This window comes from Arcticibacter sp. (assembly GCF_045629565.1).
Classification (GTDB): Bacteria; Bacteroidota; Bacteroidia; order Sphingobacteriales; family Sphingobacteriaceae; genus Arcticibacter.
Genome location: NZ_JAZQRL010000004.1, coordinates 1 through 12,271, shown reverse-complemented (window position 1 = coordinate 12,271; position 12,271 = coordinate 1). Strand labels below are relative to the sequence as shown.

The window sequence follows — 12,271 nt, the reverse complement described above, 5'->3', positions numbered from 1 at the left end:
CAATGGAAGCAGTAGCAAAATTAAATGATTGCCCTACCTCGCCTCGTAAGATGAGATTGGTTGTTGACCTTATCCGTGGTGAGCGTGTTGAAAAGGCACTATATATATTAAAGTATACCAACAAGGAAGCTGCACAAAGAGTTGAGAAACTTTTATTGTCGGCTATCAAGAATTGGGAAGCGAAAAACGAGGGTCAGCGCCCGGAAGAGAGTGAATTGTTTGTGAAAACAATTACTGTTGACGGTGGTCGTCAGTTGAAAAGACTTAGACCTGCTCCTCAGGGTCGTGGACACAGAATTCGTAAGCGTTCAAACCACGTTACTCTAGTAGTGGACAGCAAGAATCTTGAATCACAAACTAATTAATCAGAAATGGGACAAAAAGCACATCCAATAGGTAACAGATTAGGAATCATCAAAGGTTGGGATTCTAATTGGTTCGGTGGCAACAACTATTCTGAGAAATTAGTTGAAGACGAGAAGATCAGAAAATACCTTTCTGTACGTATAGCTAAAGGAGGCGTTGCCAAATTGGTTATCGAGCGTACATTAAAGCGTATCACTGTCACTGTACACACTGCCCGCCCGGGTATCGTTATCGGTAAAGGTGGACAGGAAGTTGATAAGATCAAGGAAGAGTTGAAGAAACTGACTAAAAAGGAAGTTCAGATCAACATTTTCGAAATCAAACGCCCGGAGCTTGACGCACAATTAGTTGCAGAAGGTATCGCAAAACAACTTGAGGCCCGTATTTCATTCCGTCGTGCAATGAAAACTTCTATCGCATCAACTATGCGTATAGGAGCTGAAGGTATCAAGATTATGTGTTCAGGTCGTTTAGGTGGTGCTGAAATGGCACGTACCGAGCAGTATAAAGACGGTAGAATTCCTTTGCACACATTTCGTGCTGACATTGACTATGCTTTAGCAGAAGCCCTTACTACTTATGGTAAGATCGGTGTTAAAGTATGGATCTGTAAAGGTGAAGTTTACGGAAAGCGTGATCTTTCTCCGAACATTGGTCAAACAACTGGTGTAAGAGGCAGAGGCGGAGAAGGTAACTCTTCATATGGTGCTGGCGAAAGAGGAGATAGAAGAGGCGGAAACGACAGACGTGGTGCTAACGACAGACGTGGTGGAGCTGGAGATAACAGAGGTGGAAATCGTGGGGGTGGAAACAACCGTGGTGGAAACGCTGGAGGCCAGAACCGTCCCGGAGGTCAGGGAGGCAACCGCCCTGGAGGTCCAGGTGCTAACCGCGGTGGCGGTGGTGCAGGATTTCGCGCAAAGAAATAATTGAAGTTCAGACATCGTAAAGATATAAATACAGAAAAAGATGTTACAGCCAAAAAGAACGAAGTTCAGAAAGATGCAAAAAGGTAAGATGAAAGGTTTAGCTTCTCGCGGAGCAGAACTTTCATTCGGATCTTTCGGAATTAAATCGCTGGAACCGGCATGGATCACCAGCCGTCAGATTGAAGCTGCACGTATTGCGGTAACACGTTTCATGAAACGTGAAGGCCAGGTGTGGATTCGTATATTCCCTGACAAACCCGTTACCAAGAAACCTGCGGAAGTACGTATGGGTAAAGGTAAGGGAGCTCCAGAATACTGGGTTGCCGTTGTTCGCCCGGGAAGAATGATTTTTGAAGCAGAAGGCGTACCTTTGGAAGTTGCCAAAGAAGCCCTACGTTTAGCGGCTCAAAAATTACCGGTACAGACAAGATTTGTAGTACGTAGAGATTACGTAGAAGCATAAAAAAGTTGTAGGTTGTGAGTTGTTTGTTGTATTGCTTTATAACTATCACTAAACAACTTACAACCAACAACTAAGAAAAAGAAAAGATGAAAACCTCAGAAATATTAGAGCTATCAACTGAAGAGATTGTTTCCCGCATTGGCGAGGAGAAAAGCAATCTTACTAAATTAAAATTTGCGCATACAGTTTCTGCCATAGAGAATCCATCTCGTATAAGTAAGGTGAGAAAAGAGATCGCACGTTTGAACACAGAATTGACTAAACGTAAAGCGGCTGCTGCTGCTGAGAAAGAGTCCGCTTCTGAAACTGAATAATTTTAGAGTCGAAATGGAAAGAAAATTAAGAAAGACCCGTACGGGGTTGGTAGTGAGCAACAAGATGGATAAATCTATCGTTGTTGCTGTAGAAAGGAAAGTAAAGCATCCTATCTACGGTAAGTTTGTTCACAAGACTACCAAATTTATGGCTCATGACGAAAGCAACACTTGTGGTATCGGAGATACTGTGTTGATAATGGAGACTCGTCCTCTGAGTAAAACTAAGAACTGGAGATTAGTTGAAATTTTAGAAAGAGCGAAGTAATGGTACAACAGGAATCAAGACTAAATGTCGCAGACAACAGCGGAGCTAAAGAAGTTTTAGTTATCCGTGTTCTGGGAGGTACCGGTAAACGGTATGCTTCTCTTGGTGACAAGATCGTTGTTACCGTAAAAAGTGCTATCCCTTCTGGAAACGTTAAGAAAGGAACTGTTACTAAAGCAGTTGTTGTAAGAACAAAGAAAGAAGTGAGACGCAAAGATGGCTCATATATCCGTTTCGACGATAACGCAGCAGTTTTATTAAATAATCAGGACGAGCCGAGAGGTACCCGTATCTTTGGTCCGGTTGCGAGAGAGCTGCGTGAGAAGCAATTCATGAAAATCGTATCATTAGCACCGGAGGTATTGTAACATGGAAAAGAAAAAGAATATCTTGCCTAAGCTTAAGATCCGTAAAGGAGATTTAGTACAGGTAATAGCAGGCGACTCAAAGGGTAAGCAAGGTAAAATCGTTGAGGTTTTATTGAAAGCTAACAGGGTTGTTGTAGAAGGCGCGAATATGGTATCACGTCATACTAAACCAAATGCTGCTAACCCTAACGGTGGCATTATTAAAAAAGAAGCCGCTATCCATGTTTCAAACGTGATGTTAGTGGATGCTAAAACTGGCAAACCGACCCGCGTTGGAAAACAAAAGAACGCAGAAGGAAAATTTGTTAGAATCGCTAAAAAATCAGGGGAGGAAGTTAAGCAATGAGTTACGTACCAAGATTAAAATCCAAATATAAGGAGGAAATCCGCACAGCACTGAAAGAGAAATTTCAGTACAAGACTGTGATGCAGGTTCCTAAGCTTCAGAAGATTGCAATCAACCAGGGTGTTGGTGCTGCAACTACTGACAAAAAGCTAATTGATAACGCTATTGCAGAGCTTACTACCATTACTGGTCAGCAGGCTGTAGCAGCTAAATCAAAGAAAGATATCTCTAACTTCAAATTACGTAAGGGAATGCCGGTTGGTGTTCGTGTAACGTTACGTGATAACCAGATGTATGAGTTTCTTGACAGATTGATCGCTGTTGCTCTACCTCGTATCCGTGATTTCAAAGGTATCAACGATAAAGGTTTCGACGGGCATGGTAACTATACTTTAGGTGTTACTGAGCAGATCATTTTCCCAGAGATTAACATTGATAAAATCAATAAAATTATGGGTATGGATATTACTTTTGTAACTTCCGCAAAAAATGATGTTGAGGCGTTAGAGTTATTAAAACAATTCGGTTTACCGTTCAAAAATCAATCACCAGTAAATAATGGCTAAAGAAGGTATAAAAGCACGGGAAGTTAAACGTGCAAAGTTGGTTGCCAAGTATGCTGACAAAAGAGCTGCTTTGAAAGCTGAAGGAGATTTGGTTGCTTTAGATAAGTTGCCAAAGAACTCTTCGCCGGTGCGTTTACACAACCGTTGTAAACTGACTGGCCGCCCTCGTGGATACATGAGACAGTTTGGTATTTCACGTGTTACATTCCGTGAAATGGCGTTAGCTGGAAAGATTCCGGGAGTAAAGAAGGCAAGCTGGTAATATAGAGTTGGGGGCATGGCTCCCAACCTCCACATAAAGATTTAACCGATAGCAGGTCCGCATATAAACAATGGAAACCACTATCATAACAAACAAGTAATGAATACAGATCCAATAGCAGATTATCTTACAAGAGTAAGGAATGCCATTAAGGCCAACCACCGGGTTGTGGAAATTCCTGCATCAAACCTTAAAAAAGAAATAACTAAAGTTCTTTTTGATAAAGGTTACATCGCGAACTACAAGTTTGAGGACAATACCGTACAAGGCATCATTAAAATCGCTTTGAAGTACCATCCTGTAACTAAAGTTCCTGCTATTCGCACTCTAACACGTGTGAGTAAGCCTGGTTTGAGAAAATATTCAGGTGTAGACAGCATGCCACGTGTATTAAATGGTTTGGGAATTGCAGTTGTTTCAACTTCTAAAGGAGTGATGACTGACAAGGAGGCCCGCAACCTTAACATCGGTGGTGAAGTATTATGTTACGTTCATTAATCAAAAGGATTAAACGATGTCAAGAATAGGAAAAGCCCCGATAACAATCCCTTCAGGTGTTACTATCTCGGTTTCTGCAGAGAATGTAGTGACGGTAAAAGGCCCTAAAGGAGAATTAAAGCAAAGATTAGACGGTGATATCACCGTTTCTCAGGATAACGGAATTTTAACTGTTGAACGCCCTACCGAGCAGAAGCGCCACAAAGCACTTCACGGATTATACCGCTCACTTATTAACAACATGGTTATAGGTGTAACTGAAGGTTATAAAGTTCAGCAGGAGTTGGTTGGTGTTGGTTACCGTGCAACAAACACAGGTAATACATTAGACCTTGTATTAGGTTTCTCTCACCATTATGTGTTTGAATTGCCTAAAGAAATCACAGTAGCTACTACTGCTGATAAAGGTAAGAACCCAACAATCATTTTAGAAAGCGTAGACAAACAGTTGTTAGGACAAGTTGCTGCCAAGATTCGTTCATTGCGTACTCCTGAGCCTTATAAAGGAAAAGGTATTAAGTTCGTAGGTGAAGTATTGAGAAGAAAAGCAGGTAAATCAGCAGCTAAAAAATAGTAATCATGTCAGGAATTAAATTATCTCGCAGAGAGCGTATAAAAAAAGGTATAAGAAAGAGACTGTCTGGTTCTACTGATCGTCCTCGTTTGTCTGTATACAGAAGTAATAAGGGTATTTATGCTCAGGTTATAGATGATACTACAGGAAAAACTCTAGTTTCAGCATCATCTTTATCAAAGGATTTTTCTGCAAATGGAAACAAAATAGAGCAGTCTAAGGCTGTTGGAAAGCTTGTAGCAGAAAAAGCTATTGCTGCCGGCATCAGTCTGGTAGTATTTGATAGAAATGGTTATTTATACCACGGTCGTGTAAAGTCTCTTGCAGACGGAGCACGTGAAGCTGGTTTAAACTTTTAATCTGAGAATAAATGTCAACAATCAATATAAAGAGAGTTAAATCAAGCGAAATTGAACTGAAAGATCGTTTAGTTAGCATTCAGCGCGTTGCTAAGGTTACTAAGGGTGGTCGTACATTCAGTTTCTCAGCCATCGTTGTTGTAGGTGACGAGAATGGTGTAGTAGGATATGGTTTAGGAAAAGCAAAGGAAGTAACTGAGGCTATCGCCAAAGGTATTGACGATGCGAAGAAAAATTTGGTAAAAGTTCCTATTATCAATGGAACAGTTCCTCATGAGCAATATGGTAAGTTTTCAGGTGGGTTCGTTTTAATAAAGCCAGCTGCTAATGGTACCGGTGTTATTGCTGGTGGTGCGATGCGTGCGGTTCTGGAAAGTGCTGGTGTGCATAACGTATTAGCGAAATCAAGAGGATCATCTAACCCGCATAACGTGGTTAAGGCAACTGTATCGGCTTTATCTCAAATGAGAGATGCTTATACTGTAGCTCAGCAACGTGGTGTGGATCTTAATAAAGTTTTTAACGGATAAGAACATGGCGAAGATCAAGATCACTCAGATTAAAAGCGTTATCGACAGAAGCGAGCGCCAGAAGAGAACAATGCAGGCTCTAGGTTTGAAAAAGATTAACCAAGCTGTAGAAGTGGAAGCTACCCCGGCTATCATCGGGATGGTAAGGAAAATTAATCATCTAGTAGCAGTAGAAAGTATTTAATCATGAACTTAAGTAATTTAAAACCTGCAGAAGGTTCAACTAAAAATAAAAAACGAATAGGACGTGGTACGGGTTCTGGTCGTGGTGGAACCTCCACCCGCGGTCATAAAGGTGCCGGATCCCGTTCAGGATATTCATCTAAGGTAGGTTTCGAAGGTGGTCAGATGCCTTTGCAACGTCGTATACCTAAGGTTGGTTTCAAAAACATCAACCGCGTAGAGTACGTAGGTATTAACCTGGATGTACTTCAAAGCCTTGCTGAGAAGTTCAGCTTAACAGCTATCGACTTCGCTGCATTGAAGGAGCACGGACTGGTTTCTAAAAACGACCTTGTAAAGATCCTCGGAAGGGGTGAACTGAAGGCGAAACTGGATATTACTGCTCATGCTTTTACCGCTACGGCTCAGAAAGCAATTGAAGCAGCTGGTGGTGCAATTGTTAAATTATAAATAATTAATGAAGAAGTTATTCACTACCCTTTCCAATATTTGGAAAATTGAAGACTTAAGAGTGCGTATTTTAAACACACTCTTATTTCTTTTAATTTACCGTGTAGGATCATTTATTGTGCTTCCGGGCGTTAGCGCTACAGCATTGGATAATCAACAAGCCAGGGAAGGTATCCTTGGGCTTTTAAATATGTTTGCCGGAGGTTCATTTGCCAGAGCATCGATATTTGCCCTTGGTGTTATGCCTTACATATCTGCATCTATCGTTGTACAGCTTTTAGGTATTGCGGTACCGTACTTTCAGAAGATGCAAAAGGAAGGGGAGAGTGGCAGGAAGAAACTTACTCAGCTTACCCGTTACCTGACAGTGGGGATTACGTTGTTGCAGGCCATCGGGTATGTGCGTACGCAGATTACTCCTGATGCCAGGTTACTGGCGGAACCGTTGTTCACGATATCCTCTATGGTTATCCTTACTGCCGGTACTTTGTTCGTCATGTGGCTGGGTGAGAAGATTACAGACAAGGGTATTGGTAATGGTATTTCGTTAATTATCATGGTTGGTATTATTGCGCAGTTACCTGCGGCATTTATTACTGAGTTTGACTCGCGCATTAACGGACTTGGAGGGATCATTCCTTTTATCGTGGAGATTGCAGCACTATTTTTTGTTGTGGTGTTTACGATTCTGGTTGTCCAGGGTGTGCGGCGAATTCCTGTTCAGTATGCGAAGAAAATTGTAGGTAATAAGCAATACGGTGGTGTTCGTCAGTATATACCGTTGAAGGTTAATGCTGCCGGAGTTATGCCGATCATCTTTGCTCAGGCACTGATGTTTATTCCGACTACGTTAGGGCAATTCTTCCCTGCAGCGCAAGGCCCGGTACTGGCATCGTTGAGCAACTATACTTCTGTTGCCTACAATCTGACCTTTGCATTGCTGATTATTGCATTTACGTTCTTTTATACCGCCATCACGGTTAACCCTGTTCAGATGTCGGATGATATGAAGAAAAACGGCGGTTTCATTCCTGGAATTAAGCCAGGTTTAGCTACTGGAAATTATATCGATTCTGTGATCTCCAAGATTACATTACCGGGATCTATCTTCCTTGCAGCTATCGCAGTTCTTCCTTCTGTTGCGATCGTACTTGGCGTGAACAGTAACTTTGCCCACTTCTATGGCGGTACGTCACTGCTTATTCTGGTGGGTGTTGTTTTGGACACGTTACAGCAGATCGAGAGTCATCTATTGATGCGTCATTACGACGGACTGATGAAGACGGGCAGATTAAAGGGTCGCACACCAGTAGCTGCCGATACCGGCGCATCAGGGTCTGTGATTTAATCGGAACTAATGTCTAAAGTAAAATTTAAAACGGACGAAGAGATTGAATTGATACGAGAGAGCGCGCTCCTCGTATCAAAAACTCTCGCCGAGGTCGGACGCCTGGTTAAGCCGGGCGTTAAGACTATAGAGTTGGATCGGGTAGCTGAAACATTCATCAGAGATCACAAAGGCGTTCCAGCTTTTCTTAATTATAACGGATTTCCGTATTCTCTTTGTATTTCTACTAATGAAAGGGTCGTGCATGGTTTCCCCGGAGATGATGAACTTAAAGAAGGGGATATCATTTCTATTGATTGTGGAGTTGTTTTGAACAACTTCGTTGGGGACTCCGCATTTACTTTTGCTGTTGGAGAAATCGATCCTTCGGTTCGCCAGCTTTTGGAAGTAACAAGAGAATCTTTATACAAGGGAATTGAGAAAGCTGTTGTCGGTTCCCGAATAGGTGATATCGGTTACGCCATTCAGGAGTATACGGAGAAGCATGGTTATGGTGTAGTGAAGGAACTTGTTGGCCATGGAGTTGGTTTTAAACTTCATGAGAAGCCGGAGGTACCTAACTATGGCAAACGTGGAACAGGCATGAAGCTGGAGGAAGGGATGGTCATTGCCATTGAGCCGATGATCAATCTCGGAAAGGCCGGCGTTAAGTTTTGGAAAGATGGGTGGACTGTAAGTACAGTTGATAGCAAGCCGTCTGCTCATTTCGAGCATACAGTGGCGATACGCAAAGGAGAAGCGGATATTTTATCAACATTTGATTATGTTGATGAGGTTTTAAAAAGTTAGTATATAAAAATTATTATAATAACTAAAATAAACTAAATATTTTATATAATTTTGCAACCCCAAATGTTTGGAGTTAATTAAATAGAAATCAATAAAATATGGCTAAACAGGCCTCTATTGAACAAGACGGGATCATAAAGGAAGCATTGTCAAACGCAATGTTTCGTGTGGAATTGGAGAATGGTCATGAGATCATTGCCCACATTTCAGGAAAGATGCGGATGCACTACATCAAGATTTTGCCTGGTGATAAGGTAAAGCTTGAGATGTCTCCATATGATTTGTCAAAGGGTAGAATTACTTACAGATATAAATAAGATGAAAGTTAGAGCATCCATAAAGAAGCGCAGTGCGGACTGCAAAATAATTCGCCGTAAGGGAAAACTTTATGTAATTAACAAGAAGAACCCTAAGTATAAACAACGCCAGGGATAAAATAATTTGTTGAGTGTCTGCGGATAGGTGACCAGTTAGCTGTTAGCATCGGATCAGTTGTTCATTCAATCAATCAATCATTCAAAGAAATATGGCAAGAATAGCAGGTATTGATTTACCAAGAAACAAAAGAGGAGAAATCGGACTTACTTACATTTTCGGTATCGGAAGGTCTACTGCGCAGAGCATTTTAGACCAGGCAGGTATTAGCCGTGATGTAAAAGTTGAAGAATGGACCGATGAGCAATTAACAGCGATCCGTACGATCATCAACGACGAGGTTAAGGTTGAAGGAGCTTTACGTTCTGAGGTTCAGTTAAACATTAAGCGTTTAATGGATATCGGATGTTACAGAGGCTTGCGTCACCGTAAGGGACTTCCTGTTCGTGGACAAAGAACCAAGAACAATACTCGTACCCGTAAAGGAAAACGTAAAACAGTTGCTAACAAGAAAAAGGCTACTAAATAATACCAATAATGGCTAAGAATAAAAAAGTAACCAAGAAGCGTATTGTCGTTATCGAACCAGTTGGTGAGGCACACATTAACGCTACTTTTAATAACATCATCATTACCTTAACTAACTTACAGGGTCAGGCTATTTCATGGTCATCTGCTGGTAAGATGGGTTTCAAAGGTTCTAAGAAGAACACTCCTTATGCTGCAGGTCAAGCTGCTGCTGATTGTGGAAAAGTGGCTTTTGATTTAGGTCTGCGTAAAGTAGAAGTATTTGTAAAAGGTCCGGGATCTGGCCGTGAGTCGGCTATCCGTACTCTTCAGAACACAGGTATTGAAGTGACTACTATTAGAGATATCACTCCTCTTCCACACAACGGATGTCGTCCTCCAAAAAGAAGAAGAGTTTAATTAATCGATTTTAAAGATAAGATTCTGCGGCTACAGGTCGCATGATACTTTAAACAGAACAAAATGGCAAGATATACTGGTCCAAAATCCAAAATTGCGCGTAGATTCAGAGAGCCGATCTTCGGTCCTGATAAAGCATTAGAAAGAAAAAATTATCCTCCTGGAATGCACGGTGCTTCAAAGCGTCGTGGAAAGCAGTCTGAATATGCTGTCCAGCTGATGGAAAAACAAAAAGTAAAATATACATACGGAGTATTAGAGCGTCAGTTCGAAAACCTGTTCCACAAGGCGTCAGCCAGAGAAGGAATTACTGGTGAGTTACTGTTGAAATTGCTTGAAGCCCGTTTAGACAATACAGTTTACCGTTTAGGTATTGCTCCTACACGTTCAGCTGCCCGTCAGCTGGTAGGTCACAAGCATATCACTGTAAACGGTGAAGTGGTGAATATTCCTTCATACTCTTTACGTGCTGGTGATGTTGTTGCTGTTCGTGAGCGTTCACAGTCTCTTGAAGCAGTTACCAACTCTGTTGCCGGACGTAAACTAAATAGATATCCTTGGTTGGATTGGGATGCAAATTCTTTCACTGGAAAGTTCCTAAACTACCCAAATCGTGATGAGATTCCTGAGAACATCAAGGAAAATCTGATCGTCGAGTTATACTCTAAGTAATAATTACAGCAGTCCTGATTTTATCGGGACTGCTTTATACATACAGTTCAAAACATTTAACTGAATATAAATGGCAATTTTAGCATTCCAGAAACCAGATAAAGTTATCATGCAGAAATCAACGGATTTCGACGGTACGTTTGAATTTCGTCCGTTAGAACCGGGTTTCGGTGTTACCATCGGTAATGCTTTACGTCGTATTCTATTGTCTTCTCTAGAGGGATATGCAATTACGTCTGTACGTGTTTCAGGTGTTTCTCATGAGTTTTCAACTATCAAAGGTGTTGTAGAAGATGTGACTGAGATTATCCTGAACTTAAAGCAGGTGCGTTTTCAGAAAACAGGCGATGCCGGTGATAGCGAGAAGATCTACGTAATCATTAATGGTCAGGAGCAGTTTAAAGCAGGTGATATTACCAGGTTCTCTACTAATTTTACTGTTTTAAATCCTGAACTTGTATTATGTAATATGGAATCGTCTGTAACGCTTGAAGTAGAGCTTACAGTTAATAAGGGTCGTGGTTACGTTGCTGCTGAAGAAAACAAGAATCCGGATGCCAATTTAGGCGTTATCGCTATCGATTCTATTTACACTCCAATCAAGAATGTTAAATATACTATCGAGAACTACCGGGTTGAGCAAAAGACGGATTATGAGAAGTTAGTTCTTGATATTACAACTGATGGTTCCGTTCATCCAGAGGATGCCCTTAAGGAAGCTGCTAAGATTTTGATTCACCACTTCTTGTTGTTCTCTGATGAGAATATCATGTTAGAGGCCCAGGCTAAAGAGGAAACTAAGGAAGTAGATGAAGAAATTCTTCATATGCGTAAGATCCTTAAGACTGAATTAGTGGATCTTGATCTTTCGGTTCGTGCATTAAACTGTTTGAAAGCAGCTGATATTCGCACACTGGCTGACCTTGTATCTTATGATGTGGCTGATATGCTTAAGTTTAGAAACTTTGGTAAAAAGTCATTGACAGAGATTCAAGACCTGGTAAAGTCAAAAGGCCTTTCTTTTGGTATGAACCTATCTAAATACAAATTAGACGAAGAGTAATCTTCTCTTTATTATACATAAGCGACGTGCTTATAATTCCTCCTGTAACAGGAACGGTATAAGCACGGAAATTTAACAAACAATGAGACACGGAAAAAAAATCAATCACTTAGGCCGTACCAACAGTCATCGTAAAGCGATGATGTCTAACATGGCTTCTTCGCTTATCGAGCACAAGCGTATCGTTACTACTTTAGCTAAAGCTAAAGCTTTACGTACCTACGTTGAGCCGTTAATTACCAAATCTAAAAACGATACTACTCACTCTCGTAGAACTGTGTTTAGCTACCTTCAGAATAAAGAAGTAGTTACTGAGCTTTTCCGCGATGTGGCTGCTAAGGTTGCAAACCGTCCGGGAGGTTATACACGTATCATCAAGTTGCAAAATCGTCTAGGTGACAACGCTGAGATGGCTTTGATCGAGCTGGTAGATTACAATGAAACATACAAATCTGAGGCTCCTGCTGCAGCTGAGAAGAAGTCTACTCGTAGACGTGGTTCTAAAGCTAAGAAAGCAGAACCTGCTGCTGAAACAGCGGTGGCGACTGAAGAAACTCCGGAAGCAGAAGCTCCAGCAGCTGATTCGGCTGAAGAGCCTGCTAAATAATACAAAGAGAGGCT

At 41.3% G+C, this 12,271-nt stretch carries 24 protein-coding genes; all 24 read left to right on the top strand.

Annotation, left to right across the window (positions count from 1 at the left end; all coding sequences use genetic code 11):
- Positions 1 to 2: 2 nt before the first annotated feature.
- The 24 genes from rplV to rplQ all read left to right on the top strand — a co-directional run bounded on the left by rplV (position 3) and on the right by rplQ (position 12,257).
- Positions 3 to 365, top strand: a complete 363-nt coding sequence (rplV, locus tag ACKI5J_RS00345; RefSeq protein ID WP_106294710.1) for a 50S ribosomal protein L22 — start codon at positions 3 to 5, stop codon at positions 363 to 365.
- A 6-nt stretch (positions 366 to 371) separates the two neighbouring features.
- On the top strand, positions 372 to 1,295 hold the full coding sequence (rpsC, locus tag ACKI5J_RS00340; RefSeq protein WP_407425359.1) for a 30S ribosomal protein S3: 924 nt from the start codon (positions 372 to 374) through the stop codon (positions 1,293 to 1,295).
- 40 nt (positions 1,296 to 1,335) lie between these two features.
- Positions 1,336 to 1,758, top strand: a complete 423-nt coding sequence (rplP, locus tag ACKI5J_RS00335) for a 50S ribosomal protein L16 (RefSeq protein WP_407425357.1) — start codon at positions 1,336 to 1,338, stop codon at positions 1,756 to 1,758.
- A gap of 86 nt (positions 1,759 to 1,844) precedes the next feature.
- Positions 1,845 to 2,072, top strand: coding sequence for a 50S ribosomal protein L29 (rpmC, locus tag ACKI5J_RS00330; protein WP_106294704.1), 228 nt, complete (start codon positions 1,845 to 1,847; stop codon positions 2,070 to 2,072).
- Between the two features lie 13 nt (positions 2,073 to 2,085).
- Positions 2,086 to 2,340, top strand: coding sequence for a 30S ribosomal protein S17 (gene rpsQ / locus ACKI5J_RS00325; protein WP_106294702.1), 255 nt, complete (start codon positions 2,086 to 2,088; stop codon positions 2,338 to 2,340).
- On the top strand, positions 2,340 to 2,708 hold the full coding sequence (gene rplN, locus ACKI5J_RS00320; protein ID WP_407425355.1) for a 50S ribosomal protein L14: 369 nt from the start codon (positions 2,340 to 2,342) through the stop codon (positions 2,706 to 2,708). Before rpsQ ends, rplN begins: the two co-directional genes overlap by 1 nt.
- Positions 2,709 to 2,730: 22 nt before the next feature.
- The gene (gene rplX, locus ACKI5J_RS00315; protein ID WP_407425412.1) at positions 2,731 to 3,054 is read left to right on the top strand and encodes a 50S ribosomal protein L24; all 324 of its coding nucleotides are present in this window, start codon (positions 2,731 to 2,733) and stop codon (positions 3,052 to 3,054) included.
- Positions 3,051 to 3,620 (top strand): 50S ribosomal protein L5, encoded by a 570-nt coding sequence (gene rplE / locus ACKI5J_RS00310; protein WP_106294696.1) that lies wholly within the window; start codon positions 3,051 to 3,053, stop codon positions 3,618 to 3,620. Before rplX ends, rplE begins: the two co-directional genes overlap by 4 nt.
- Positions 3,613 to 3,882 (top strand): 30S ribosomal protein S14, encoded by a 270-nt coding sequence (rpsN, locus tag ACKI5J_RS00305; RefSeq protein WP_106294694.1) that lies wholly within the window; start codon positions 3,613 to 3,615, stop codon positions 3,880 to 3,882. Before rplE ends, rpsN begins: the two co-directional genes overlap by 8 nt.
- 99 nt (positions 3,883 to 3,981) lie before the next feature.
- Positions 3,982 to 4,380 (top strand): 30S ribosomal protein S8, encoded by a 399-nt coding sequence (gene rpsH, locus ACKI5J_RS00300; RefSeq protein WP_407425352.1) that lies wholly within the window; start codon positions 3,982 to 3,984, stop codon positions 4,378 to 4,380.
- Between the two features lie 16 nt (positions 4,381 to 4,396).
- Entirely contained in the window at positions 4,397 to 4,954 is a 558-nt protein-coding gene (gene rplF, locus ACKI5J_RS00295) for a 50S ribosomal protein L6 (protein ID WP_407425350.1), read from the top strand.
- Between the two features lie 5 nt (positions 4,955 to 4,959).
- Entirely contained in the window at positions 4,960 to 5,313 is a 354-nt protein-coding gene (gene rplR, locus ACKI5J_RS00290) for a 50S ribosomal protein L18 (protein ID WP_407425348.1), read from the top strand.
- Positions 5,314 to 5,324: 11 nt separating this feature from the next.
- Entirely contained in the window at positions 5,325 to 5,843 is a 519-nt protein-coding gene (gene rpsE / locus ACKI5J_RS00285) for a 30S ribosomal protein S5 (RefSeq protein ID WP_106294686.1), read from the top strand.
- Between the two features lie 4 nt (positions 5,844 to 5,847).
- Complete coding sequence (rpmD, locus tag ACKI5J_RS00280; RefSeq protein WP_407425345.1) at positions 5,848 to 6,027, top strand: 50S ribosomal protein L30; 180 nt, start codon at positions 5,848 to 5,850, stop codon at positions 6,025 to 6,027.
- Between the two features lie 2 nt (positions 6,028 to 6,029).
- On the top strand, positions 6,030 to 6,476 hold the full coding sequence (gene rplO, locus ACKI5J_RS00275) for a 50S ribosomal protein L15 (protein WP_106294682.1): 447 nt from the start codon (positions 6,030 to 6,032) through the stop codon (positions 6,474 to 6,476).
- Positions 6,477 to 6,483: 7 nt separating this feature from the next.
- Entirely contained in the window at positions 6,484 to 7,824 is a 1,341-nt protein-coding gene (secY, locus tag ACKI5J_RS00270; protein ID WP_407425343.1) for a preprotein translocase subunit SecY, read from the top strand.
- Between the two features lie 9 nt (positions 7,825 to 7,833).
- Positions 7,834 to 8,613 carry a type I methionyl aminopeptidase gene (gene map / locus ACKI5J_RS00265; RefSeq protein ID WP_407425341.1) on the top strand — a complete coding sequence of 260 codons (780 nt, stop codon included), beginning with the start codon at positions 7,834 to 7,836 and terminating at the stop codon, positions 8,611 to 8,613.
- Between the two features lie 98 nt (positions 8,614 to 8,711).
- On the top strand, positions 8,712 to 8,930 hold the full coding sequence (gene infA, locus ACKI5J_RS00260; RefSeq protein ID WP_016196832.1) for a translation initiation factor IF-1: 219 nt from the start codon (positions 8,712 to 8,714) through the stop codon (positions 8,928 to 8,930).
- A 1-nt stretch (position 8,931) separates the two neighbouring features.
- Positions 8,932 to 9,048 carry a 50S ribosomal protein L36 gene (rpmJ, locus tag ACKI5J_RS00255; RefSeq protein ID WP_008506259.1) on the top strand — a complete coding sequence of 39 codons (117 nt, stop codon included), beginning with the start codon at positions 8,932 to 8,934 and terminating at the stop codon, positions 9,046 to 9,048.
- 91 nt (positions 9,049 to 9,139) lie between these two features.
- Entirely contained in the window at positions 9,140 to 9,517 is a 378-nt protein-coding gene (rpsM, locus tag ACKI5J_RS00250; RefSeq protein ID WP_106294678.1) for a 30S ribosomal protein S13, read from the top strand.
- Between the two features lie 8 nt (positions 9,518 to 9,525).
- Positions 9,526 to 9,915, top strand: coding sequence for a 30S ribosomal protein S11 (rpsK, locus tag ACKI5J_RS00245; RefSeq protein ID WP_407425337.1), 390 nt, complete (start codon positions 9,526 to 9,528; stop codon positions 9,913 to 9,915).
- Positions 9,916 to 9,978: 63 nt separating this feature from the next.
- Positions 9,979 to 10,587 carry a 30S ribosomal protein S4 gene (gene rpsD / locus ACKI5J_RS00240; protein WP_106294675.1) on the top strand — a complete coding sequence of 203 codons (609 nt, stop codon included), beginning with the start codon at positions 9,979 to 9,981 and terminating at the stop codon, positions 10,585 to 10,587.
- 70 nt (positions 10,588 to 10,657) lie between these two features.
- Complete coding sequence (locus ACKI5J_RS00235) at positions 10,658 to 11,650, top strand: DNA-directed RNA polymerase subunit alpha (protein WP_407425335.1); 993 nt, start codon at positions 10,658 to 10,660, stop codon at positions 11,648 to 11,650.
- Positions 11,651 to 11,732: 82 nt separating this feature from the next.
- Positions 11,733 to 12,257, top strand: coding sequence for a 50S ribosomal protein L17 (gene rplQ, locus ACKI5J_RS00230; RefSeq protein WP_407425333.1), 525 nt, complete (start codon positions 11,733 to 11,735; stop codon positions 12,255 to 12,257).
- Positions 12,258 to 12,271: the final 14 nt, after the last annotated feature.

Coding starts and splice junctions, on each gene's coding strand:
- rplV (WP_106294710.1), top strand. CDS start 3: ATGGAAGCAGTAGCAAAATTAAATGATTGCCCTACCTCGCCTCGTAAG.
- rpsC (WP_407425359.1), top strand. CDS start 372: ATGGGACAAAAAGCACATCCAATAGGTAACAGATTAGGAATCATCAAA.
- rplP (WP_407425357.1), top strand. CDS start 1,336: ATGTTACAGCCAAAAAGAACGAAGTTCAGAAAGATGCAAAAAGGTAAG.
- rpmC (WP_106294704.1), top strand. CDS start 1,845: ATGAAAACCTCAGAAATATTAGAGCTATCAACTGAAGAGATTGTTTCC.
- rpsQ (WP_106294702.1), top strand. CDS start 2,086: ATGGAAAGAAAATTAAGAAAGACCCGTACGGGGTTGGTAGTGAGCAAC.
- rplN (WP_407425355.1), top strand. CDS start 2,340: ATGGTACAACAGGAATCAAGACTAAATGTCGCAGACAACAGCGGAGCT.
- rplE (WP_106294696.1), top strand. CDS start 3,051: ATGAGTTACGTACCAAGATTAAAATCCAAATATAAGGAGGAAATCCGC.
- rpsN (WP_106294694.1), top strand. CDS start 3,613: ATGGCTAAAGAAGGTATAAAAGCACGGGAAGTTAAACGTGCAAAGTTG.
- rpsH (WP_407425352.1), top strand. CDS start 3,982: ATGAATACAGATCCAATAGCAGATTATCTTACAAGAGTAAGGAATGCC.
- rplF (WP_407425350.1), top strand. CDS start 4,397: ATGTCAAGAATAGGAAAAGCCCCGATAACAATCCCTTCAGGTGTTACT.
- rplR (WP_407425348.1), top strand. CDS start 4,960: ATGTCAGGAATTAAATTATCTCGCAGAGAGCGTATAAAAAAAGGTATA.
- rpsE (WP_106294686.1), top strand. CDS start 5,325: ATGTCAACAATCAATATAAAGAGAGTTAAATCAAGCGAAATTGAACTG.
- rpmD (WP_407425345.1), top strand. CDS start 5,848: ATGGCGAAGATCAAGATCACTCAGATTAAAAGCGTTATCGACAGAAGC.
- rplO (WP_106294682.1), top strand. CDS start 6,030: ATGAACTTAAGTAATTTAAAACCTGCAGAAGGTTCAACTAAAAATAAA.
- secY (WP_407425343.1), top strand. CDS start 6,484: ATGAAGAAGTTATTCACTACCCTTTCCAATATTTGGAAAATTGAAGAC.
- map (WP_407425341.1), top strand. CDS start 7,834: ATGTCTAAAGTAAAATTTAAAACGGACGAAGAGATTGAATTGATACGA.
- infA (WP_016196832.1), top strand. CDS start 8,712: ATGGCTAAACAGGCCTCTATTGAACAAGACGGGATCATAAAGGAAGCA.
- rpmJ (WP_008506259.1), top strand. CDS start 8,932: ATGAAAGTTAGAGCATCCATAAAGAAGCGCAGTGCGGACTGCAAAATA.
- rpsM (WP_106294678.1), top strand. CDS start 9,140: ATGGCAAGAATAGCAGGTATTGATTTACCAAGAAACAAAAGAGGAGAA.
- rpsK (WP_407425337.1), top strand. CDS start 9,526: ATGGCTAAGAATAAAAAAGTAACCAAGAAGCGTATTGTCGTTATCGAA.
- rpsD (WP_106294675.1), top strand. CDS start 9,979: ATGGCAAGATATACTGGTCCAAAATCCAAAATTGCGCGTAGATTCAGA.
- ACKI5J_RS00235 (WP_407425335.1), top strand. CDS start 10,658: ATGGCAATTTTAGCATTCCAGAAACCAGATAAAGTTATCATGCAGAAA.
- rplQ (WP_407425333.1), top strand. CDS start 11,733: ATGAGACACGGAAAAAAAATCAATCACTTAGGCCGTACCAACAGTCAT.